Here is a 21,081-nt window from a genome sequence, read left to right as displayed (position 1 = left end):
TCAAGGTCCGCCACGTTCGCCCCTCGCTCAGTCCGCGATGTCACTGCCAGTGCTGCAATCCCCATCGCCTTCTTCCCCCTTTCGCCATTCCGTACCTTCCGGACAATCAACAGCCTCCCCCCGATAGAACTGGGTGGGCATCAGGCTGGCGTACCAGCTCAGCACCGCCTTCGCCTCCTCGTAGCCACGCGCCAGCAAAGCGCAATAGCCCCGACTCTCTGCCAGCGCCAGCCAATCTCGTTGGCTCGTCGCCAAGGCAGCATGCTTGGGCGGTGTCGCCTTGAACTCGAGGTAGAGCCCATGCCAGCCGCCGCGGGCATCCATCACTACCAAGTCACTGACGCCTGGCTTCACCCCTTGCTTCTTGAGGTCAGCACCTGTTTTGCCATGGCGCGCCCCGCCGTTAGGTACGTGGTAGATCACGTCATAGAGTTCGCCAACCTTGGTGCCGCGCATCTTCTCGCCCAGCAACCACCGGATCACCACCGCCTGCTCGTTGCCCTCCCAGTCCACTCGGCGCTGTCTCAGTGCCGAAGGCTTGGCCACGCCAGGCGGGGGATTGCGCTTCACCTGGGCCATGGTCGGCTTCTTGCGTCTCGAGTAGATCGTCACAACGGCAGCTCCTGTTTCTTGTCCCACAGTGCGAAACGGCGCTCGATCTCGTCGAAGGCCTGGGCGGCAACAGCGCTCACGGCCAGATGCCCCAGGCTCTCGACGCCCAACTGCTCACGTAGCCAGGCGGCCGCCGTGGTGCGGTTGTGTGGCCAGCGGCTGGGGTGCGCCGATGTCGCATCCAGCCACTCGCAGAACCGCTCATCCTCGACCAGCGCCAGCGCCTGGCGCTCACGGGGTGCGCGTGCTTCGGTCATTGTCCGCCCCATTCTGTTCTGCATGGCGGTGGCGCAGGCGGGTCAGGCTTTCGCTTCTCACAAGGGCACAAACCAAGCTGCGATCTCAATAGCCAAGGCCCCATGAATGGGACGCTGCGCCACTTATCTGAAGCCATAAGCATGTAGCGCTCCGTCAGTGCCTTGCACTTCTCGTCGGCAGCCAGCCATTGCGAATCATCGCGTAGGTTGATCGCTAGGTGGTCCAGGCGCTCCTCGAGCTCGGCGAGCCGGCGCATTGAGCGGATCGGGTGGAGTAGGTAACGAATCACTGCGCTCTCCTCTGCTGGCGCTCCCAGCGCTGATAGTCCGCGACGATCCGGTCGAGCATGGCCCGGGCGGTGTCGCTGTGGTCGATCTCGGCACGGCTGGCAACGCCACAGGCCTGACGAATGAAGTCGGCGGCGTCCTGCACAGAATGGGTACCGTCTGGCAGCTGGGCGGGGCTCAGGCCATAGGCACGGCGCCGACGGTCGTCGAGGTAGAGCCGGAACCGCGGGTTCTGGCCCAGCACGGCCGCGCGCTTGGCTTGCTGGCCACCCTTCACCGCGCACCTCCCGCCGCCAGCAGCTGCTCGCCGGTCTCATACAGCCAGGCCAGCTCACTCTCCGCGCCAGGCTCTCCTGCCGCCGCGGCCTCCCGCGCCTGCGCCAGCAAGGTCAGGTGCATGGCGGCACAGCGCTCGAGCAGATCCTTCGGGATGGCGTGGCCATGGTGGAGCGATACGGTCGCCTCGAGGGGCAAGTCCCCAGCTAGCGGCGGCAGAGCCTGGCCAGAGCCTTCGCCAGTGATTCGCCCGGCAGTGAAAGCGTTGACGACCGGGCACTCGGGGCTGTGGAACTCTCCCTCGTTCGCCTCGCAGCCATGGCAAGCGGGCTGTGCAGGCGACTGCTCAGTTTTCACCGTGGCGGGCGCTTTCGGTGCAGGGGTTTGCTCAACCTGCCGCGTCACCGGCCGGGGTGCGCCTCCTACCATGGGGCGGAGCGTGTCGCGCAACTTCCGCGGCTGCTTGAAACCGGCCTCGATCGGTTGGGCCGGGCTAGCGGAATTGGACGGCGGCAAGCCGGCGGCCAGGTGCTGCGCCGCCTTCCGGCCATCGGCCGTGACTGACCAGCTGTCCTCATGCTGGACCACCAGACTCTGGCGCTTGAGCGCGACCAGGGCGGTGATCACGCCGTCCTGCTGGTTGCCGGTCTTCGCGTTGCAAGCGGCGAGTACGATCATCGTGCGCACCGGGCGGCGAGCCTCGGCGAACTCCTTGGCCAGTGCGATGAGCACCTTCTGCTCGAGCGTGCGATCAGTCATGCGTCATCGCTCCTCTTGGTTGCCAAGCACGTAAGGGCGAACACCGAAAATTCGGCAAATCTGGTCGCTATCGAACTCGCGGAACGCCAAGAACTCACCGGTCATGTCGGCACCCGGCTCTGCCATATCTACGCCCATCCAGGCGCCAGCAGGCAGACCATCGTCCAGGCTCGCCTTTGATGCCTCATGCACTCCGCCGCCTGTCAGCTGATATGCCGGCTGCATCACCTCGCCGACCTCTTCCTCGGCCGCGATATAGATTAGGCCCTGCCGCTCGAGGCGTAGCACGGCATTGGCGACCTGGCGCCAGCCCGGGCCCTCACCCTTGGCAGTGGTCAGGCGCTTGACCAGGGCGGGGATTGTCAGCGGTTGCGGGTCACCGCACAGGGTGGACCGGCGCAGGGCCACGAGGATGGCATTCTCGATGTCGATGGGCTTCATTTACCGCCCTCCAGAGTCTCGAAATAGAACACGACCGGCTTCACCGTCTCAGCAATAAGTCCGTGCTTCTTGGCCACGCGATACGTCGGGTTATTCCTGTGAAGCGCTCCGACGTAGCCGACAAGAACGTCTCTCCACCTCTCCAGTGAGTAGGCCGCTTTTGAGATGTTGCAGGGCGCGCAGGCAGGCATCATGTTGTCGAGCACGTGCCGTTCTTCGAAGTCTGCGCCCACCACACGCGCCTGGTGCCTACCTTTCTCATCCCGGTACAGCTCGTGTCTGCGACGAACGGCCTCAAGGTGGTCGGCATGCCAGCGCTTCCCCAACTCTTCGCCGCAGTAGGCGCAGCGGCCACCGAATTTGAGGCGCACTTGTTCGCGCTCAGTTTTCGTCAGACGCTTCATGCCGCCAGCTCCCGCAGCACCCGCGCTGCCTCAATGCGCCCCTTCTCGGTCAGCCGCAGCGTCGAACGCGGCGAACGGACCCCGGCGGGCTTGACGGTGCCGGCGACCTCGATCAGCTTGAGATCGAGCAACGCATTGGCGCGGGCACATGACGACGACAGCGCCATGCCGGCGAGCTCGGCAATCTCGTGCCGGGTCAGCGGGCGGGATGACAGCGCCAGCACGGCCAAAGCCGCCTCTTGCTGGCGCTTGCAAGCTCCGCTACGGATATGGTCCAGATAAGCGCCCTGCTTCACTTCGGCGCCGGTGGGTGTTCCGATCGGTTGCATGTTCATCCCCTCCCCGTGGCGGCTACCGGCTCACCCGCCTGCGCCAGCAACTCGGCACGGCGGCGTTCTTCCTGCTCCCTGGCCTCGGCACGCTGGCGTGCGGCCTCCTGCACGGGGCGGTTGATCAGGTCACGCAGCTGGGCGACGACGTGCTTTCGCTGGGCCGCGGCTTGCTTGGTCGGCGGTTCATCCGGTGGCGGCAGCAGGTGCTGCACCTGGGGCGCAGGCAACCGTCCGGCAGTCACCGCCTCCTCGAGGACGATCTGGCGCCGCTGCGGGTCATGCCCCAGCGATACCTGCCACTCCGGGCGGCGGCCCTCGGCCTTGGCCAGCGCCAGCTCCCGTTCGTAGGCGGCGAGGAACGCCATGCGAGCGCCCACCTTGTCGCCACCCTCCAGCACCGGCCGGGCAGCGCCGAATGCCTTGGCGATCTCAGGCGTCCACACCACGGTCTCCTGCTCGTCGGTACTGGTCAGCGCCAGCGCCCAGGCCTCGTTCGGCAGCAGGTGGGCGTTCGCACTCGGCAAGCGCTCCAGGATGGCCGCCAGCGTCAGTCGGCCGTGCAGTTCGGCACGGCAGCGGGCCAGCGCCCGGTGGATCTCGGCGAACGGATAGGCGGCCAGGTCCTCGACGATCAGCATGCCGGCGGATGGGCGCATCTCGTGCCCCAGCACCTCGGCTGTCGCATACACCAGGTCGAGCACCTGCTCGTACTGTTCGGCGTTCAGTGGCATGACGTTCCCTCCTGCTGGGCGCGCTTCTCCCGCAGCATGGCCTTGGCCTGCTCCAGGTTGCTCAGGTTGGTCTGGGTGGAGTCCTGCTGGCGCGCCTGGGCCTGGGTGACCTGGCGCCCGGTGGTGCACTGGGTCGCGATGGCCTCGCAGTCGGCCAGCAGCAGCGAGACCGGGTGCACCTTGGCGAGGTAGAACTGGTTGTTCATGCGCAGGAAGAATGCCGCGCACTTCGGCGCCAGCTCAGCCCCCACGCGGTCGACAAGCTGGCTCAGCTGGGCGGCAGTCTTCTGGTTCCACACCGGCCAGGTGCGGTATCGAGCGCGATAGGCACAGGCGTAGTTCGCCCAGGGCTTGAAGGTCTTCGCGTTCGGGTCACGGGTACCGGGCATATCGGCGGGCACCCGCGCCAGCAGATCCTCGCCAGACTCGCCAGCGGGTGTTTCGTGCTGGCGCTGGGAATCGGGTTCGGGCTGTTCGGCAGCGAGGTAGTCTCCCTCTGCCGCCGCGGGGCTTGCCCCCGGCGGAGAAGTACCCTCACCTGGATTGCTCCTATGAACCCCTAAACCTGAACCCCTCTCTACACAGTTTTCCGAATACCCCTCTTCGGAATCTCGAATAGGGTTCTCCCTGTTTCCCGAATACCCCTCTTCGGAATCTCGAATAGGGTTCTCATCGTTTTCCGAATACCCCTCTTCGGTTTTCCGAATACCCTTATCCAGCGGACGTTTCATGAAGATGCGGCGCTCGACTATCTGCTTCCCTTCGCGGATCTGCTCGACGCTCACCCACCCCTTCTTCTTGAGCGAGCTGATGATCTCGGAAACACGGTTGGGTGATAGGTCGAAGAACTCGGCCAGGTTTTTGTTCGACTTGAAGCACCCCTTCTCCGGGTGCTGCAGGCTGTCGATCTCGATCAGCATCACCTTCTCTTGAAGGGAAAGATCGCGATTCAGCCAGATGTGCGCCGGAATCCAGACGCCGCGGAAAGCACGCTGCTCGCTCATCCCGACCTCCCGCACAAATAGGCGGCCATGCCGTCACCCGTTACATTAGGAGTTTCCACACAACCCAATGGAGTAACGACATGGCCGAAACTGAGAAGATGCTGAGGACCATGCTGGTGATGCAGGCCGAGATCCTTGGCCGCCTTGAGGCAATAGAGCGGAAGCTCGAAAGCACAGGAAATGGCATGGAGAATAGAATGCGTCGGCACGTGGGGCTGCATTACGCACCTGCGTACGACGACCCACGACTTGAAGCGCTTCACGAAGTCGACGGGTTGTTGCTCAGTGACGAATGGGCAAACGTCGAGGCAGCCCTCAACGACCTGATCAGGAACGTGGATCATCGCTCCAGCCCTTCCTGAACAGGATCATTGCGAGTATCGCGGATGAAACCGGCTACTCGCTTCGCATACAGCTGACCCAGAAGGTCGTCGGACAAACACCGCCGGCCTTCTTTCTTCATCCAGTGCTCGTTCCAACCCTTGTCCTGGGCCAGCGAGAGCAGCATTACGCCGCTCGCACCTTTGAACTTGGCTCCCTGTTCCATGGCGAGGAGCGTTCGATCCAGCTCCTCGCCTCTGCCGAGCTTGGCCAGCGCCCGAATGGCGAGCAAACGCCTCATAAAAACGAACATCAGTTTCCCCCCTCGTGCTGCGCCAGCTCGGCTTTGGCAGCCCGGGCCTTCTCGCAGTGGTCTGTCCGCGCGCTTTCGATGCGCTGCTGTGCCCCGTCACACCAGGCCGTGGTGCGGCTTGTCAGCTCGGCCATCGTTTCGTGGTAGGCGATCAGCGCCAGCAAGCGGTCTCGGCTGGCCTTGCGCTCCCTGCGCTCGGCAGCTTCGACGAGAAACGCCAGGCGAGTGGCGCGGTCGATCAGGTCTTTGTCTGGGCCGTGGCTGGTGTTGCGCGTGGCCACGGTTGGCAGTGGTGCGTTCATGGCGGTTCCTCCCCCCCCGGTGCTGGGTAGTGCCAGCTACCGCTTCTGCTTTCGGCCGATCAGCCTCACGTCCCACTCGTCAGCAACGACACCCGACAGCTCCAGCAATCGCTTCGAGTAATGGGTTTTCTCCTGCACCTCGGTGAGAGGCAGGCAACCGGCAGCGATCCACTGGGAAACAGCCCCAGACGAGATACCCAGCTCTCTCGCCACCTTGTTCGTGCCACCAGCCCTATGGATGAGCGAGCGGAGGGTTAGCTGGCCTTTCAGGGCTTTTCTGGTCATAAGCTGAGCCGTGCGGTGGGTTTCCTTAATTCTACGTCTAGCTAAAGAATTGAGCAATTCCTTAGTGGATTTGCACTATGGCAGGCAAAAGTTGATCTGTCTAGAATCTCGTTTAGCAATCACTCAACAACGGGCTCCTAGATGAGCGACGAATCTTTCCAGGTGACGAACAGGGAATGGGCAAAGAGGGAGTTTCCTAAGCGCCTACTCCGTTTGGCGATCGAGGAACACGGCTATTCGGAGGGCGAGCATTACGGGGTCAACAAGGACATAGCTGACCGGCTCGGCGTGTCCAGAAGCGCTGTTACTCGCTGGCTGAATGGCTCGGTGCCGGGCATCGAAAACCTCTTAGCCATTGCGAAGGCCTACAAGACAACGCCTGACTACCTGGTGGGGAACGATAATGCCCCTCCGGGGAAGTTTGATTTTGGCATCCTGGAATCAAACATCCCTCGCCCCCTGCTCCTCCACGTCCTGACCGTCATGTCGGAGCTGCGCGCCAGCGCCAAGAACCTCACCGACGAGTGGTTTGCCGAGGCCACCGTGCGGCTGCTCGAGCGCGTTAGCGAAAACCCGGACATGAGCCGGCACGAGATCATGGGCTTGGCGTATGAGCTGCTACGCAACGGGCCGGATCAGGCCGGCAGCGCCAGCGCGGATACGCCTGAGCGATGAACTGTATTACTGCATTAATGCATTGCTGCATGGGCGTATCGCCTCTCAGCTGTAAATGCAGCTGGCCAGTCGCATCCTGCTCAGCAGGATGCCGACGGAAGTAGCGCAGGCGAGCCGCGGCTCATTCCGGTAGAGCCCGGAGGTGCGGGTGGGAGCCCACCACCGGACTGCTACTAGATATAGAGCGCTTGTGGACACATGTGGTAGTGCGACGAAATGACAGGAGCAATCTCTTGAGAATCTCATCCAGCAGATCTATACAGGGAAGTGCAACTAGAATACAGTTGCGACCCGGTGAAGGTAGTCCACGGGGGCTCCATGAGTGACAAGCGGCTCGACCGCCTCAAGGAGCGACCCAGGGATTACACTTGGGATGAGCTGATAGCCTTGCTGAATGGGTTTGGCTACAAGCTGAAGAACGCGAGCGGATCGAGACGCAAGTTCATCGATGCCGAGAAACGCAAAATCTGCCTTCACGAGCCTCACCCGGAGAACACCCTGAAGGCATACGTGATTGAGCATGTTCTTACCGCGCTTGAGGAGCATGGCAAGATATGAAACCTAAAGTGTTGGAATATAGAGGCTATCAAGGCTCTATCGAGGTCTCGCCGGAAGACAATGTTCTTCATGGCAAGATCCTTCACATTGTCGATCTTGTCACCTTTGAGGCTCAGACACCTGCTGGGCTCCGCCAGGCTTTTGAGCATGAGGTCGAAGAGTACCTCGCCTTTTGCGAGGAAGAGGGCGTTGCGCCCGATAAGCCTTTCAGCGGCACCTTCAATGTTCGACTTGGTTCTGAGCTCCACCGTCAGCTCGCTTTGGCGGCAAGCAGGGAGGGTCTGGGTATCAATGAAACGCTAAAGAAGATCGTTGAGATCTGGCTGCATGATTGTCCTGATGGCTTCCGGGTTGTTCACCACCACAACCACATGCATGAGCACTTCTACCCCGCCGAGATGACGCACGACAGCTTTCGAGGCGGCATGAATATTAGTCTCACTGAGCACCCGCGACCGGAATTGCGAGTGGTTCAATGAATATCGTTAGCTTTTACCTGGACCAGCATCGCTTCGAACACATCGAGGCCAACGGGCTGGCTGGAGAGCCCTGCAAACCGCAGCTGATCGAGATACGCTTCGAGGTGGGCTTCCATGACCACACCAAGCCGGATGATCATTTCGATGTCACTTTGACCCTGCAGCTTGCTGCTCGCTTGGATGAAGAGCGCACCGAGGAGCTGCTGACAATGTCCGCTCGAGGCACTTTCCTGTTTCATGAAGGTCAGGAGCCTCAACCAATCAAAGAACCACTCGAGCGGCTCTACGCAGGCACGCTGCTCTACGGCGCTGTGCGGCCGACCCTGGATTCAATTGTCGCGAATTTAGGACTACGAGGCCTCTCCATGCCGCTTAACCTTCCCATGGACGAAGATGGACGCCTCCCGGAACGCAAGCTCGACTGACTCTCAGACGCTAGATGATTCAAAAACGACCCGCCCACCGAGGCGGGTTTTTTTGTATCTCCATCCTGACGACTGTATGCGTATACACGGTCATCCGGTCCGCTGATGTCAGCGCCGCCCCTATCTACCATTGCTCTATCATGGTTCGCCGATCATGCAAGCGCCAGCCCGCCAACGCTGCCCTGGGCCTTGAACCTTGCATCTTTGCCTATCCGTGAAGAATGGGAGCAGAGACACAAAACGCCCAGACAGCAACAGGACGAGACGCGATGTCACGAAAAGCCAAACCGGCCGCCCGCTTTTTGACCAACCGCAAGCTCAATCCGCTTTGTACCATGGCCGTGCCCCTGAGGGGTGGCCAAACCTACTCTTCCATTATACTGTATTGATATACAGGGAACGGCCATGGGGCAAAGAAAAATGAGCACTCTTCCTACCCGCATTCACTCCAACGCTGCCAGGCACGACGCCGCGCGGCTGGAGACGCTTCAAGAATCTGACGATACCCTTATGCCGCTCCTCGCCGTTGCAACGACTGAGGCGGCTCGGCGACTGCTTAGGCGAGATTCACAGGCCCCAGAGCACCGCCAGAAGAAATAAATTTCACTCCATAGCCAAGCACAGTTTCGTGCTTGGCTTTTTTGTTGCGCAATTCTGTTGACAGAGTTGAATGCTTAGGCAACACTAAGCTCAACAGTTGAACAGGACGCGCAACATGAAGCCTCTCACAAAGCGACAAGCCATTCTCGTCACTCTTACCGCTCGCGGTTTGGGCTGCAAAGAGATCGCCCGCGAGATGGGCATTGCCGTCAATACCGCCCGGGTCATGCTCCAGCAGGCTCGCGAGCGCACCGAATGTCGTAACGCCGCCCACCTGGTCGCCCTCGCTCTCAGCAAAGGCTGGATTCCCCCGCTACCCGTTTTGCTCACTGGCCTCGTGCTGGCGCTGGCAGCCGGCGGCGGTGGTGATGACCAGCTCCGCAACACCGCCCGTATCCGTATCCAACGCACCCAGCAAGTCCGCAGGGAGGTATGAGCCATGGCCACGAACGTCACCACCATCGAGGAAGCGCTGGAGAGCGCCGGAAAGCAGCTTTCCGATGTTCAAACCTCCCAGCTGGCTCGCGCCACCCTGGCTAAGGGCGCCTCCCTCGAAATCATCACGGTGATCCGCCCCGCAAAGCAGGGAGCCGTCGTCAGCCAAGAGGCCCGCGACTGCGTCATCACCAAGTTCCCGACCTACATCCGCCTGAAGTGAGGAGCGCCAGCATGACCACTGAACAGAACAACGACGGCGCCAGCCAGCTCAGCAGTGAAGTCGAACTGCTCCAGGCGCGGGTGGAGTACCTCGAGGCGCGGCTGGTGAAGGCTGGGGAGGAAGAGGCTGCCCTGGCGGCGCAGGCGGCGCGACTGCGCGGGCTGGGCCAGCTTGTCCGAGAGGCGGCGACGGACATGGCCAACATTGGAACTGAGGAGCTGTTCGATAGAGCAGAGAAATGGGATGACGCGCTCAAGGAAATGCCCATGGCCAGCCTTGACCAACACCCTGACGATGCCGCCGTTGACCGGTTCGCACGGACCATGAAATTGAAGCTGGCCGCTGCCCGTGAGAAGGGGCGTGACGGTTGGGACGATCCAGACCGCTGCAGCGTGGAGCTGCTTGCCGATCTCCTCATGGAGCATCTGCAGAAGGCCAACCGGGGCAACTACGTCGACATCGCCAACCTGGCCATGATGCTGCACTTGCGCCTTGCCTCGTCGGAACTGCTGGCCCGTGAGCTCTCCCGACGGGATGCCGACAAGAAGGCTGAGGGAGCCCTCGCCATCCGTCACCTCACGAAGGGTGACGACTGGGAGGATGACGAGCTTCGCATGGTGATCGATGACTACGTTGCGGGCCTGCGCCGCCAAGCCGAGGAGCCCCGCCCATGATCTGGCTTATCGCAATCCCTGCCTACCTGGCACTGCTCGCCTTCGTCTTTGCTGCCTGCAAGGTCGCCGGCGACTACGACAGGGAGCTGGGGCTCCTGGAAGAGGAGATCGCCCGCGATCAGTACGACGACGCCATCGTCTTCACGTACCCGGTGAAGGAGCTTGCTGCCGCATGGCGTGACCATGCCCAGCGCCACGGCATCACCGACCCCGAGACACAGCTGCTGGCGCGTGAGGCCGTGCATGGCTCACCCCGGGCCGGGTACCGCCCTGCCTGGTACGTGCCCAGCACCGGCGAGCTGGTGGTGATCATCGCCGCCGAGCCGCACTGGACCGAGGCACAGGCCATCGACTGGCTGCGCTGGATGCTCGAGCAACTGCACGCCAACGGCAGCGTCACCCTCTACGCCCACGACCACGCCGACAAGGCGCCAGCACAGGAGCGCATCGCATGACACCCCGCACCGCACTCAACCGAAGCGTGCTGATCCTGCTAGTGGCCTTCCTGCTCGTCGCCATGACCTGGGTGACGCGCATGGATGAGCATGTCGCCAGCGCCAGCCTGGAGCAGTACTGCGAAGACGCGGCCATCTGGGCAGCCGAAGAAGCCCGCGGCGTGCCGCTCAACGAGCGTGCCGGCCAGCCCGACTGGGAGAACAAGGCCGCCGAGCAGTGCCCCGGCATGCGCCCGGCCCTGCCGGCCTACCAGGTCGCCAGCCCCAGCGTGTTTCCCGCCACCCAGCCCCAGCGCCAGCTGGTTCAGTTCTGAGGAGGTCGTGATGCGCTACCACTGCCATTTCGAGATCGATTACCTACTGGGCCGCTCCGATAGGCAGCTCGGCGAGATGCTCATTCAGCCTAAGGATGGCACCCATTTACGCACAGCACTGTGCGAGATGAAGCAGGACGGCCAGCAGTTCCTGGTGGTTGGCGAGTGCAACAACAAGCGCCCGGATGGCTCATGCGCCGGCCACGCACAAGAAAACGAGGACGCCTGATATGTGGTTCAAGAACCTCTACCTCTACCGCCTACACGACCAGCCCCAGCTTGACGCCGGCGCCCTACAAGCGGCCCTCTCCGAGCAGGCCATCCGGCCTCTCGGCGGCAGCGAAAGGCGCTCCATGGGCTGGATGCCACCTACCGGTGGCGCCAGCACAAGTCTTCTTCATGAGCTGCAGGGTCAGCGCCTCATTACTGCGGTGCGCTTCGAGCGCCTGCTACCCAGCGATGTGGTGCGGGAGGAAGTCGAAGAGCGTGCCGTCGAGATCGAGCAGCGCGAAGGCCGCAAGCTGCGCCGGCAGGAAAGGCAGGAGCTCAAGGAACAGGTCGTCGAGGAACTGCTGCCCCGCTCGCACATCAAGCGCCAGCGCATCGACGTGTGGTGGGACACCAACCGCAGCCTGCTCGCCGTGAACACCGGCAGCCGCAAGCGGGCCGAGGAAGCCCTCGACCTGCTGCGCGAAACGCTGGGCAGCTTGAAGGTCACGCCCCTGGCTACCCAGACCTTACCCATGCGCGCCATGACCGAATGGCTTGCCCAACCGTACCGGCGCCCCAGTGGCCTGCTGCTGGGCGACAAGGTGGAGCTCAAGGCGAAGGGCGACGACGGCGTAGTGCGCGGCCGTCAAGTAGATCTCGACAGCGACGATATGCAGCGCCTACTCGAAACCGGGCGCCAAGCCAGCCAGCTCGCCCTGGAGATCGAGAGCGTCATGTCGTTCGTGCTTCACGACGACCTGACCATCAAGAGCATTCGGTTCAGCGATGCACTGCTCGACGAGGCCGGTGAGATCGAAGACGACGGCGACGCCATCGTTCGTCTCGAGGCCGACTTCCTCCTGATGACGCGCGCCCTGGGCGCCAGCATCGAATCACTCATCAGCTGGATGGGTGGAGAGGCGAATCTGGCCAGCGCCAGCAAGGGGGCTGTGGCATGAGCAAGCTTCCCCCAGTGCTTCGCTACCACGGCGGCAAGTGGCGCATCGCCAGTTGGGTGATAGCGCACTTCCCGCGCCACCAGGTCTATGTCGAGCCCTTCGGCGGTGCCGCCGGCGTGCTGATGCAGAAGCCGTCGGTATCGGCCGAGGTCTACAACGACCTCGACGGCGAGATCGTCAACGTGTTCCGCGTGCTGCGTGACCCGGCGAGTGCCGAGCGTCTGGCTGAGCTCTGCCGCTTCACGCCCTACGCCCGCGCCGAGTTCGATCTCTCGCAAGAGCCGGCCAACGATCCCCTCGAGCAGGCCCGACGCACCCTGCTGCGCGCCTGGGCCAGCTTCGGCTCGGCCGGCGCCACGCGCGGCAACTCGGGCATGCGGACATACACCAAGCCCGATGGCACGTACCTCAACACGGCGTCGGCCTGGGCCCGCATTGCCGACGCGATCCCCGAGTTCACAGCCCGCTTTCGCGAGGTGGTGATCGAAAATCGGCCAGCCGTGGATGTTATGACGCAGCACGACAGCTGGGAAACGCTGCACTATCTTGACCCGCCCTATCTCCCAGAGACGCGAAGCCAGGGCAGCAGCCGCTACTACCGGCACGAGATGACCGTCGAGGAACACGAGACGCTTCTGGAAGCCGTCAGGCACTTGCAGGGCTTCGTCGTGATCAGCGGCTACGACTCAACGCTATACAACAACCGCCTTCCTGGCTGGATGCGTGTGACCCTGCCCACGTCCGGATCCAGTCGATTCGGTAGCGTGAAGCGCACCGAGTGCCTATGGCTCTCCCCGCGGGTCGTCGAACAGCAGCGGCAGCGTGACATGTTCGCAGGAGCCATGGCATGACCAACATGAACCTGAACCTGTTCGGCCACGAGCTCGTGGTCGACAACTTCGCCGGGGGCGGTGGCGCCAGCGAAGGAATCGAGCAGGCTCTGGGCCGGCCAGTGGATCTCGCCATCAACCACGACGCCACCGCTATCGCTGTGCACACCGCCAACCACCCGGGCAGCGAGCATGCCGTAGCAGACGTGTGGGACATCGACCCCGAGCAGGCCACCCACGGCATGCCTGTTGGCCTGGCGTGGTTCAGCCCCGACTGCCGCCACCACAGCAAAGCGAAAGGTGGCCGTCCGGTCAGCAAGAGCGTTCGCGGCCTGGCATGGGTAGCGGCGCGCTGGGCAGCAAAGGTCAAGCCGAGGGTGCTCGCGCTGGAGAACGTGGAAGAGTTCCTGGACTGGGGCCCGCTGATCAAGGACGCCGACGGCAAGTGCCGGCCGGACCCGGCGCGCAAGGGACAGACCTTCCGGGGATTCGTGCGCGCACTCAACCGCCACGGCTACCAGGTGGACTGGAAGATCCTGCGCGCCTGCGACTACGGCGCGCCGACAATCCGCAAGCGGCTGTTCCTTGTCGCCAGGCGCGACGGTTTGCCGATCGTATGGCCCAAGCCCTCCCATGGCGACCCGGCCTCGCCGGCGGTTCGCCGAGGCAAGCTGCAGCCCTACCGCACCGCGGCCGAGTGCATCGACTGGTCGATCCCCTGTCCTAGCATATTCGACCGCGAGCGGCCGCTGGCCGAGAACACGCTCAAGCGCATCGCCAAGGGTGTGATGCGCTACGTGGTGGAGGCAGAGCAGCCCTTTATCGTTACCTGCAACCACGGCGGCGACGGCTTCCGAGGGCAGAGCCTGCTTGAGCCCATGAAGACTATCACCGCGGCGCACGATGCCCATGGTCTGGTCGTGCCACACATCACCAAGTTCCGCTCGGGCGCCGTCGGCCATGGCTGTGACGAGCCGATGCACACCATCACCGCAAACAGCAACGCGACCGATTCGAAGGCGAACCCAGGCGGCTGCGCTCCGTTCGGGCTGGTGTCGGCAACCATGGTTCAGACCGGCTACGGAGAGGCTCCCGGCCAGGCACCGCGAGTTCTCGACCTACAGAAGCCGCTCGGCACTGTAGTTGCCGGCGGACAGAAGCACGCCCTGGTCTCTGCCTTCCTGGCCAAGCACTACGGGGGAGTCATCGGCGCTGACCTACGCCACCCACTGCCCACCATCACCGCCACCGACCACAACGCCCCGGTAGCCGTGAGCCTGCTCAACCTAAAGGGCAGCGACCGTGGGGGCAGCGACATCACCCAACCCATGCCGACCATCTGCGCCGGGGGCACACACGCTGCAGCCGTGGCTGCATTCCTAGCTCCCTACTACGGCAGCGGCTCCGGCGAGACAGGCCGGGATATGCGAGCGCCAGCACCGACGATCACCACGAAAGATCGCTTCCAGTTGGTGACTGTCACCATCGGCGGCGAGGAGTACGCCATCGTCGACATCGGCATGCGCATGCTCCAGCCCCACGAGCTCGCCGCCGCCCAGGGATTCCCGGCCGGCTACCAGTTCGCCGAGGTCGAGGGTAAGCCCGTGCCGAAATACGCCCAGGTGCGCCTGATCGGCAACAGCGTCTGCCCGCCGCTGGCGAAGGCCATCGTTGAGGCCAACTTCACCCACGAGCGCCGCTTCATGCCGGCGCCAGCAGAGAGGGCTGTGGCATGAGCGGGGAGCATATCGGAGACATTCCAGCGGGCAACAGTCTTGCTTTTCTTGGAATGAATGGAGAGAGCCGCGGTGCCGGCGAAGCACCTCTGATCAGCAGCCAGCGCCACCTGGACCGAGAGAAGGTGCTGCGCAAGGCCCGGACCTTCTCGGTATTCGTCGTCAGGGTACATGAGTGCACCTTGCGAGGCCGGCGGTACCGGATGGTCATCGATGGTCATCACAACCTCGCGGCCGCCAGGGTCGCTGGCGTGGAACCACGCTTCAAGGCGCCAGGCAGTAAGTTCCTTCGACACTTGAACAAGATGACTCAGCGCCAGCGCGATGAATTCCTGTTCAACAACCTCACCGACAGCGAGCACTACTACGTCGACACCGGCGAGGTGGTTGCTGAGCTGCTGCCGGCCGAAACAGGTGGGAGTCTGTGATGACCCGATACGCCGAGAACACCAGCGTTTCCAGTGAGCGCAGCCGCGCCGAGATCGAGCAGACCCTGGCGCGCTACGGCGCCGACGGCTTCATGTACGGCTGGGACGGCGGTACCGCGGTGCTCGCCTTCCAGATGCACGGCCGGCGGATCCGGTTCGACCTGCAGATGCCCGATCGCAACAGCCGAGAGTTCAGCCTGACCGACACCGGCCGGGAGCGAGCGCCAGCACAGGCCGCCAAGGCATGGGAGCAGGCCTGCCGGCAGCGGTGGCGCGCACTCGCCCTGGTCATCAAAGCCAAGCTCGAGGCGGTCGAGTCCGGCATCACCATGTTCGAGGAAGAGTTTCTGGCCCACATCGTACTGCCCAACGGCGGCACGGTCGGCCGCTGGATGCTGCCCCAGGTGGGCGAAGCGTACGAGACAGGCAACATGCCCCCACTGCTGCCGGGGCCGGGAGGGAAGAAGTTATGACCGAATTTACCCAGGGGGTATGCCACGACGGCGCAGCGATCCTCAAGGATGGCGAGCCGATGACCATCGAAGAGATCCTCAAGGCCCTACGTGTCGGCGACCGCGAGGCCACAGGATTCCAGGCAATGTGCGAGGCCTGGGAGCGCCTCGAGCAGATTGTCGGTTTCGACACCGGCAGCCGGCGTGTCGCGACTACGTTGAATGCTGTTGAGCAGATCACCAAGGGGCTTTCATTCCATCGCATGCGCTTGGCCAATGTCACGCGCCAGCAGGAATGGCCTGGCTACGACCAGACGGACACCACCTTCAAGGCGCTGGAGGTCTGCGGTGAGGCGGGTGAGCTGGCCGAAGCCGTGAAGAAAATGGTCAGAGCTGAGCGTGGCATAGCCGGCAGCACAGCCAAGCTGGAAGCCGTAGCTGATGAGCTGGGCGACGTCATCATCAGCGCTGACCTGCTCGCAGCTCACCTCGGTATCGACTTGGCGTCGGCCGTGGCAAAGAAATTCGACAAGACCTCTGTGAAGTACGGCCTGGAAACTCGCCTGGGTGCAGCGGAAGAGGAGCCGGAGGCATGAAGGTTTCCATGAACGGCCTACGCCGCAACTTGAGCGGCGACGTAGAGACGCTCCGCGACCTGGTTGAATCAGTCCTCAAGGGCGAGTGGTACGACGGTGAAGATCTGCGCAACGCCATGAACGACGTGATCAGGGACAGCAACGTATTGAACTGCGTCTTCAGCAAAGACGACCCGGACTTCACCGACTTGAGTTCTGTCGAGGTGGAGCTGCTCGAAGAGGAGCACGCCGAGTGACCAAGCCCACCCACACCCACCGCAGCCAGGGCGGCCGTTACGTCGAGGTCAGTCAGCACGCCGGCACCGGGCCGCTCGAGGGGCAACAGTTGGTCATCTATCACGACATCGGTCGGGACGTGCAGAGCGCAACCACGGCCGACGACTGGCGCCTGCACTGGCGCCCGATCGCTCAGGACGATTGCCCGGTCTGCATGGGCGCGGGCACCGATCAGATCAAAGGCAACAAAGCCAAGCCCTGCGGCGGCTGTTACGGGCTGGGCAAGGTGCGGAAGGACGGAGAGACGCCGGCGGATATGTGGGAGCTGGCAGGGATCGCGGAGCGGATCATCATCGAGCTGGAAAACGACGTGAAGGATATGACGGAGCACCTGGCTCTTCCCGGTGTTCTGGATCTGATCAAGCGTCAGCGCCAGAAGATGATCGACGACAGCATCGCCGAGAGCGAGCACAAGTGGCGGGCTGGCCCTGGCAAGGGGCACGGCGGCCAGCGGCATACGGGAGACTGATATGGCAGAGCAGATCGATTTCAGCGACGAGGATTTCATCAGCCCTGAGGAGGCCGGCAAGATCGTGCGCGCCAAGCCGGGCACCCTGGCGGTGTGGCGGTCGACGAAACGCTATCCGCTGCCGTACTACAAGAGCGGCCGAGCGGTGCTGTATCGCCGCAGCGAATGCCTCGCGTTCGTGCAAGATGGCCGGGTTTCGTGTGACTGAGATATATGCTGGGCGTGTCCCCAGCGTGGCCCCGGGTGAAAGTCGGGCTCGCTGGGGAAGTCTGGCAGGGGAGTGCGGAAACTGCGGGAATGGCTCAACGGTGCGGGCTGGCGGAAGAGCGTGGGAGTCGAACCCACCAGGGACCGCTGGCAGCCCCTGCCAGATTTGAAGTCTGGCCGCCCCACCGGGGGTCGATCCTCTTCCTTGAGCATTGCGCCGACGGTGCTGCGAGGCTACTGCCACATGCCGGCGTGGCGAATCACGCGCTCGTCGCCGATGCGGCGCGTGTAACCTACCCTATCAAAGAATTCGAGAATGTGAATGGCCAGTTTGCGGCCGGTGCCGATGCGGTCGCGAAAGGCGGCCGCGCGTATCCGGCCGTGTTCCTGTGCCAGCGCCTGCACGATGGCGGCCATCTCGGCTACCGCTGCGGCGGGGTAGAAGTGGTCGCGGCGCACCTGATAGAGCCGACCCAGGCGGGCGCAGGCGATGAGGACTTCGCGGATACGCGCCTCGTCGAGGCTTGTTTCGCCAAGGCTTTCGCTCGTGGCCAGGTCGCGCACCCTCGGCGGCTGGAAGGGGGCGGCGGCGATGAGCGGCTCGAGCCGCTGCCACAGCGCCTCATCGGCCTCGCTCAGCGCAGCGCGATGCTCAGGCAAGGCGACGAAAGGACCGTGGGCAGCCAGTTCCCCGCGCTCGACCAGTGACGCCAGCAATTCCCGACATACCGCTTCGGGCAGTTCGGGCATGGTCTGGCGAGCCAGCCGGCCGCGCTCGGTGCCGAGCATCGAAGGCTCGCGTTCGTGGTTGGCAGCGACGGTGTCGAGCAGGCGTGCCTGCAGTGCTAGGATGGCCTCCTGCGAGAAGGCGCGACACTGGCCCTGGGTAGCAATGACCCGGCCGCCCAGCGCCTCGGTCCGTGCGGTCAGCTCTGCCGCATCCACATTGGCATTTCGCGCCAAGGCGATCAGGTCGAACCCTTCGGGCCGTCGGTCCAGTGCTTGGCGCAGGGGCGGGTCGAGGTCGAACGGCGGCCCAGCGGCCGCACACCCGGCCAGTGCCGTTAGCCAGGCCAGGCGCTCGGGCCGACGCTGGCCGCGGCGGGGCGGATCGCCATCGAGCACCACGCCGCCGCCCAGGGTGAGGCGCCCGCCGGGGTCGCGAATCACGAAACGGTCGCCGAGACAGGCGTGCACCGGTTCGTCGAGCACCAGTTGGCCTAGCATGCTCCCTCCCGGGGCGAGCCGCTGGCCCTCGAGCAGCGACAGGCGGCCGCTGAGTCGGGTGACGCCGAGGTGCGCATGAATCGGCGCCCAGTGCTTGACCGCCGGCACGCCCTCGAGCAGGTGCAACTGGACATCGAGGCGTCGCAGCGGTGGCGCCTCCAGCGCTTCGGCCACGACCCAGTCGCCGCGCTGAATTGCCTCGCGGCTGATGCCCGGCCCGGCGAGGTTGAGCGCCACGCGATCGCCCTGCTGCGCCCGTTCGCTGTCGCGATGCTGACGACGCAGCCCACGCACTCGCGCCGTCAGGCCGGACGGCACCAGGCGCACCTCGTCGTCCTGGCTGACGCGGCCGGCGAAGGCCGTGCCTGTCACCACCAGCCCGGCACCGCTCTTGGTGAAGACCCGATCGACGGCAAGACGAAAATGGCCCTGGGCCGGAGTGGTGCGCTGGGTAGCCGCCAGGGTCCACAGCCTGTCGCGCAGCGCTTCCACGCCTTCACCGCTGTGGCTTGACACGTCGGTGATCGCAGCGCCGGCCAGCGGCGTATCGGCCAGCAGCGTAGCGATCTCCTCGCGCACCCGGCGGCGGCGTGCGGCGTCGACCCGGTCGACCTTGGTCAGCGCTACCAGGCCGCGGTCGAGCCCCAGCAGGGTCAGGATTTGCAGGTGCTCGACGGTTTGCGGCATGACGCCGTCGTCGGCGGCCACCACCAGCAGAACCGTATCGACGCCGGCGCTGCCCGCCAGCATGTGGTGCAGGAAGCGGGCGTGACCGGGCACATCGACGAAGCCGAGTTCGACGCCGTCGGCCACCTCGGGATAGGCGAAGCCGGGCTCGATGGTCAGCCCGCGCGCCTTCTCCTCCTTCAGGCGGTCGGTGTCGATGCCGGTGAGATGCTGGATCAGGGCGGTCTTGCCATGATCGACATGGCCGGCGGTGCCGACGATCAAGGCGTGCCTCCGTGCATGTCGCTGATGGCGACGACGTTCCCTGTCTCGCCGGCCGCGCTCTTTCCATTGCTGGCCCGCTTGCTCCCGTTGCTGGTATAGCGCCGCTGCAGCTCTTGCAGTTGGTCCAGGAAGACCTTCTCTTCGGCTGCACCGGCCAGGCAGCGCAGATCGAGATGCAGGGCGCCGTCGCTGAGCCGGCCGATGACGGGGCGGGGCAGATCGCGCAAGGCCGTCTCGAGGCGCCGCAGGTGGCGCTCGCGCAGGCGGCGCTGGTTATCCCGGGGCCGCCATACCAGTGCCCGGCTGGGTAGACGATCGATCGGCAGCGAACCACTGCCGAGCTGGCTCAAACATGGCTCCAGCGTCACCGTGACGTCGGCAAGCAGGTCTTGGACGTGGGGCAGCAGTCGCTCACCGGTGGCGGCGATGTCGGCTTCCGGGCGGGTCAGCAGTGCCAGGGTGGGAATATCGTGCTGCGGGGCATCGCTGTCGCGATAGAGGCGCAGGGTGGCCTCGAGAGCGGCCAGGGTCAGCTTGTCCAGGCGCAGGGCACGCTTGAGCGGATGACGCTTGATGGTCTCTAACGCTGCACGGCGACCGACGATGATGCCGGCCTGGGGGCCGCCCAGCAGCTTGTCGCCGCTGAAGGTGACCACATCGGCACCGGCACCGATCGCATCGGAGGGCTGCGCCTCGTAGGGCAGGTCGAGGGCGGCAAAATCGGTCAGCGCGCCGCTGCCAAGATCGATCAGGAAGGGCAGGCCGTGGTTATGAGCGATCTCGGCCAGGCGGGTCTCGGGAACGCTGCTGGTGAAGCCGGTGATGGCGTAGTTGGAGGTGTGGGCCTTGACGATCAGTCCGGTTTGCTCGCCGATGGCTTCTTCGAAGTCGCTTGCATGGGTGCGGTTGGTGGCCCCCACCTCGCGCAGGCGACAGCCCGCCGCGGCCATGATGTCGGGCATGCGAAAGGCGCCGCCGATCTCGATCAGTTCACCGCGCGAGATCAGCGCCTCGCGGCCGGCGCCCAGCGCCCCCAGGGCCAGCAGCACGGCACCGGCATTGTTGTTGACCACGGTGGCGGCCTCGGCACCGGTCAGCTCGCACAGCAGGCTCTCGACCAGCCGATCGCGATCGCCACGGCTGCCGCTGTCGAGGTCGTACTCCAGCGCCACCGGGTGACGCGCCGCTTGCGTCATGGCTTCGACGGCCGCTTCGGCGAGCGGCGAGCGGCCAAGGTTGGTGTGGATGACCGTGCCGGTGAGGTTGAATACCGCGCGGCTGGCCGGTCGGACCAATTCGATCAGGTGGCCCAGCACCCGGCGTGCCAGGTCGTCCACGTCGGGTGCGGCGGGGGAGGCCGGGTGCGCCAGATCGCGGCGGGTCTCGTCCAGCGCCTGGCGTACGGCGCGTTTGACGAGGCGATAGCCGTATCGCTGGCGGGCCTGTTGCACGTCGGGATGGCCCAGCAGTGCATCCACCGCGGGCAGGCTGCGTCGAACGTCCATTGTCGTCATGTCCATGCGGGGATCGGTCATCCCCTTCCAATTGCGTGGATCCATCACCCTTATGGCATAGCA

33 protein-coding genes and 1 tRNA gene are annotated in these 21,081 nt (G+C 64.1%); 20 read left to right on the top strand and 14 right to left on the bottom strand.

Features of this window, described 5'->3' with window-relative positions; translation table 11 throughout:
• Window positions 1-27: 27 nt before the first annotated feature.
• The 9 genes from HBJ55_RS07390 to HBJ55_RS07350 form a co-directional block, all read right to left on the bottom strand.
• Window positions 28-612 carry a VRR-NUC domain-containing protein gene (locus HBJ55_RS07390; protein ID WP_338071977.1) on the bottom strand — a complete coding sequence of 195 codons (585 nt, stop codon included), beginning with the start codon at window positions 610-612 and terminating at the stop codon, window positions 28-30.
• The gene (locus HBJ55_RS07385; RefSeq protein ID WP_167112597.1) at window positions 609-869 is read right to left on the bottom strand and encodes a hypothetical protein; all 261 of its coding nucleotides are present in this window, start codon (window positions 867-869) and stop codon (window positions 609-611) included. Before HBJ55_RS07385 ends, HBJ55_RS07390 begins: the two co-directional genes overlap by 4 nt.
• A 286-nt stretch (window positions 870-1,155) precedes the next feature.
• The gene (locus HBJ55_RS07380; protein ID WP_167112596.1) at window positions 1,156-1,434 is read right to left on the bottom strand and encodes a hypothetical protein; all 279 of its coding nucleotides are present in this window, start codon (window positions 1,432-1,434) and stop codon (window positions 1,156-1,158) included.
• Complete coding sequence (locus HBJ55_RS07375) at window positions 1,431-2,192, bottom strand: hypothetical protein (RefSeq protein ID WP_167112594.1); 762 nt, start codon at window positions 2,190-2,192, stop codon at window positions 1,431-1,433. The genes HBJ55_RS07380 and HBJ55_RS07375 overlap by 4 nt, the downstream gene beginning before the upstream one ends.
• 3 nt (window positions 2,193-2,195) lie before the next feature.
• A complete protein-coding gene (locus tag HBJ55_RS07370) occupies window positions 2,196-2,633 on the bottom strand; it encodes a phage portal protein (protein ID WP_167112592.1) in 438 nt (145 codons plus the stop codon).
• Complete coding sequence (locus tag HBJ55_RS07365) at window positions 2,630-3,037, bottom strand: HNH endonuclease (protein WP_167112589.1); 408 nt, start codon at window positions 3,035-3,037, stop codon at window positions 2,630-2,632. The genes HBJ55_RS07370 and HBJ55_RS07365 overlap by 4 nt, the downstream gene beginning before the upstream one ends.
• Window positions 3,034-3,366, bottom strand: a complete 333-nt coding sequence (locus HBJ55_RS07360; RefSeq protein ID WP_167112587.1) for a hypothetical protein — start codon at window positions 3,364-3,366, stop codon at window positions 3,034-3,036. The genes HBJ55_RS07365 and HBJ55_RS07360 overlap by 4 nt, the downstream gene beginning before the upstream one ends.
• A gap of 2 nt (window positions 3,367-3,368) precedes the next feature.
• A complete protein-coding gene (locus tag HBJ55_RS07355; RefSeq protein WP_167112585.1) occupies window positions 3,369-4,100 on the bottom strand; it encodes a hypothetical protein in 732 nt (243 codons plus the stop codon).
• Entirely contained in the window at window positions 4,091-5,104 is a 1,014-nt protein-coding gene (locus HBJ55_RS07350; RefSeq protein ID WP_167112583.1) for a helix-turn-helix domain-containing protein, read from the bottom strand. Before HBJ55_RS07350 ends, HBJ55_RS07355 begins: the two co-directional genes overlap by 10 nt.
• A gap of 80 nt (window positions 5,105-5,184) precedes the next feature.
• Here HBJ55_RS07350 and HBJ55_RS07345 point away from each other — a divergent pair, with 80 nt between their 5' ends.
• Entirely contained in the window at window positions 5,185-5,466 is a 282-nt protein-coding gene (locus HBJ55_RS07345; RefSeq protein WP_167112582.1) for a hypothetical protein, read from the top strand.
• Here the strand turns inward: HBJ55_RS07345 and HBJ55_RS07340 are convergent.
• Window positions 5,445-5,738, bottom strand: a complete 294-nt coding sequence (locus HBJ55_RS07340; RefSeq protein ID WP_167112580.1) for a hypothetical protein — start codon at window positions 5,736-5,738, stop codon at window positions 5,445-5,447. The two genes, HBJ55_RS07345 and HBJ55_RS07340, sit on opposite strands and share 22 nt — an antisense overlap.
• On the bottom strand, window positions 5,738-6,040 hold the full coding sequence (locus tag HBJ55_RS07335) for a hypothetical protein (RefSeq protein WP_167112579.1): 303 nt from the start codon (window positions 6,038-6,040) through the stop codon (window positions 5,738-5,740). The genes HBJ55_RS07340 and HBJ55_RS07335 overlap by 1 nt, the downstream gene beginning before the upstream one ends.
• A gap of 426 nt (window positions 6,041-6,466) precedes the next feature.
• Between HBJ55_RS07335 and HBJ55_RS07330 the strand changes: the two genes are divergently transcribed.
• From HBJ55_RS07330 to HBJ55_RS07240, 19 genes are all read left to right on the top strand, one after another.
• Entirely contained in the window at window positions 6,467-7,000 is a 534-nt protein-coding gene (locus HBJ55_RS07330) for a helix-turn-helix domain-containing protein (RefSeq protein WP_167112577.1), read from the top strand.
• Between the two features lie 318 nt (window positions 7,001-7,318).
• A complete protein-coding gene (locus HBJ55_RS07325) occupies window positions 7,319-7,558 on the top strand; it encodes a type II toxin-antitoxin system HicA family toxin (RefSeq protein ID WP_167112575.1) in 240 nt (79 codons plus the stop codon).
• Entirely contained in the window at window positions 7,555-8,037 is a 483-nt protein-coding gene (locus tag HBJ55_RS07320; RefSeq protein WP_167112573.1) for a type II toxin-antitoxin system HicB family antitoxin, read from the top strand. Before HBJ55_RS07325 ends, HBJ55_RS07320 begins: the two co-directional genes overlap by 4 nt.
• Window positions 8,034-8,462, top strand: a complete 429-nt coding sequence (locus HBJ55_RS07315; protein ID WP_167112571.1) for a hypothetical protein — start codon at window positions 8,034-8,036, stop codon at window positions 8,460-8,462. Before HBJ55_RS07320 ends, HBJ55_RS07315 begins: the two co-directional genes overlap by 4 nt.
• Window positions 8,463-9,177: 715 nt before the next feature.
• On the top strand, window positions 9,178-9,498 hold the full coding sequence (locus tag HBJ55_RS07310; RefSeq protein ID WP_167112569.1) for a sigma factor-like helix-turn-helix DNA-binding protein: 321 nt from the start codon (window positions 9,178-9,180) through the stop codon (window positions 9,496-9,498).
• Window positions 9,499-9,501: 3 nt separating this feature from the next.
• The gene (locus tag HBJ55_RS07305) at window positions 9,502-9,720 is read left to right on the top strand and encodes a hypothetical protein (protein ID WP_167112567.1); all 219 of its coding nucleotides are present in this window, start codon (window positions 9,502-9,504) and stop codon (window positions 9,718-9,720) included.
• An 11-nt stretch (window positions 9,721-9,731) separates the two neighbouring features.
• The gene (locus tag HBJ55_RS07300) at window positions 9,732-10,394 is read left to right on the top strand and encodes a hypothetical protein (RefSeq protein WP_167112565.1); all 663 of its coding nucleotides are present in this window, start codon (window positions 9,732-9,734) and stop codon (window positions 10,392-10,394) included.
• Window positions 10,391-10,849: a hypothetical protein gene (locus HBJ55_RS07295; protein WP_167112563.1), complete on the top strand. Its 459-nt coding sequence runs from the start codon at window positions 10,391-10,393 to the stop codon at window positions 10,847-10,849. Before HBJ55_RS07300 ends, HBJ55_RS07295 begins: the two co-directional genes overlap by 4 nt.
• Window positions 10,846-11,163 (top strand): hypothetical protein, encoded by a 318-nt coding sequence (locus tag HBJ55_RS07290; RefSeq protein WP_167112561.1) that lies wholly within the window; start codon window positions 10,846-10,848, stop codon window positions 11,161-11,163. Before HBJ55_RS07295 ends, HBJ55_RS07290 begins: the two co-directional genes overlap by 4 nt.
• A gap of 10 nt (window positions 11,164-11,173) precedes the next feature.
• A complete protein-coding gene (locus tag HBJ55_RS07285; protein WP_167112559.1) occupies window positions 11,174-11,392 on the top strand; it encodes a hypothetical protein in 219 nt (72 codons plus the stop codon).
• Between the two features lies 1 nt (window position 11,393).
• The gene (locus HBJ55_RS07280; RefSeq protein WP_167112557.1) at window positions 11,394-12,332 is read left to right on the top strand and encodes a recombination-associated protein RdgC; all 939 of its coding nucleotides are present in this window, start codon (window positions 11,394-11,396) and stop codon (window positions 12,330-12,332) included.
• Window positions 12,329-13,183, top strand: coding sequence for a DNA adenine methylase (locus tag HBJ55_RS07275; protein ID WP_167112555.1), 855 nt, complete (start codon window positions 12,329-12,331; stop codon window positions 13,181-13,183). The genes HBJ55_RS07280 and HBJ55_RS07275 overlap by 4 nt, the downstream gene beginning before the upstream one ends.
• On the top strand, window positions 13,180-14,898 hold the full coding sequence (locus tag HBJ55_RS07270; protein ID WP_167112553.1) for a DNA cytosine methyltransferase: 1,719 nt from the start codon (window positions 13,180-13,182) through the stop codon (window positions 14,896-14,898). The genes HBJ55_RS07275 and HBJ55_RS07270 overlap by 4 nt, the downstream gene beginning before the upstream one ends.
• Window positions 14,895-15,326, top strand: coding sequence for a chromosome partitioning protein ParB (locus HBJ55_RS07265; protein WP_206022325.1), 432 nt, complete (start codon window positions 14,895-14,897; stop codon window positions 15,324-15,326). Before HBJ55_RS07270 ends, HBJ55_RS07265 begins: the two co-directional genes overlap by 4 nt.
• Complete coding sequence (locus tag HBJ55_RS07260; protein ID WP_167112551.1) at window positions 15,326-15,799, top strand: hypothetical protein; 474 nt, start codon at window positions 15,326-15,328, stop codon at window positions 15,797-15,799. Before HBJ55_RS07265 ends, HBJ55_RS07260 begins: the two co-directional genes overlap by 1 nt.
• Window positions 15,796-16,374 carry a MazG-like family protein gene (locus HBJ55_RS07255; protein WP_206022323.1) on the top strand — a complete coding sequence of 193 codons (579 nt, stop codon included), beginning with the start codon at window positions 15,796-15,798 and terminating at the stop codon, window positions 16,372-16,374. Before HBJ55_RS07260 ends, HBJ55_RS07255 begins: the two co-directional genes overlap by 4 nt.
• Complete coding sequence (locus HBJ55_RS07250) at window positions 16,371-16,610, top strand: hypothetical protein (protein ID WP_167112549.1); 240 nt, start codon at window positions 16,371-16,373, stop codon at window positions 16,608-16,610. Before HBJ55_RS07255 ends, HBJ55_RS07250 begins: the two co-directional genes overlap by 4 nt.
• Window positions 16,607-17,119, top strand: a complete 513-nt coding sequence (locus HBJ55_RS07245; RefSeq protein WP_167112546.1) for a hypothetical protein — start codon at window positions 16,607-16,609, stop codon at window positions 17,117-17,119. Before HBJ55_RS07250 ends, HBJ55_RS07245 begins: the two co-directional genes overlap by 4 nt.
• A 1-nt stretch (window position 17,120) precedes the next feature.
• Complete coding sequence (locus HBJ55_RS07240; protein WP_206022321.1) at window positions 17,121-17,327, top strand: helix-turn-helix domain-containing protein; 207 nt, start codon at window positions 17,121-17,123, stop codon at window positions 17,325-17,327.
• A gap of 108 nt (window positions 17,328-17,435) precedes the next feature.
• On the opposite strand, the gene HBJ55_RS07235 is transcribed toward HBJ55_RS07240, so the two are convergent.
• From HBJ55_RS07235 to selA, 3 genes are all read right to left on the bottom strand, one after another.
• Window positions 17,436-17,531, bottom strand: a tRNA-Sec gene (locus HBJ55_RS07235).
• 29 nt (window positions 17,532-17,560) lie between these two features.
• The gene (selB, locus tag HBJ55_RS07230; RefSeq protein WP_167112544.1) at window positions 17,561-19,504 is read right to left on the bottom strand and encodes a selenocysteine-specific translation elongation factor; all 1,944 of its coding nucleotides are present in this window, start codon (window positions 19,502-19,504) and stop codon (window positions 17,561-17,563) included.
• The gene (selA, locus tag HBJ55_RS07225) at window positions 19,501-21,039 is read right to left on the bottom strand and encodes an L-seryl-tRNA(Sec) selenium transferase (RefSeq protein WP_240936019.1); all 1,539 of its coding nucleotides are present in this window, start codon (window positions 21,037-21,039) and stop codon (window positions 19,501-19,503) included. The genes selB and selA overlap by 4 nt, the downstream gene beginning before the upstream one ends.
• Window positions 21,040-21,081 lie beyond the last annotated feature (42 nt).

The sequence above is a fragment of the Billgrantia bachuensis genome (genome assembly GCF_011742165.1).
Lineage (GTDB): Bacteria > Pseudomonadota > Gammaproteobacteria > Pseudomonadales > Halomonadaceae > Halomonas > Halomonas bachuensis.
This window is presented reverse-complemented; position numbering and strand designations above follow the sequence as displayed.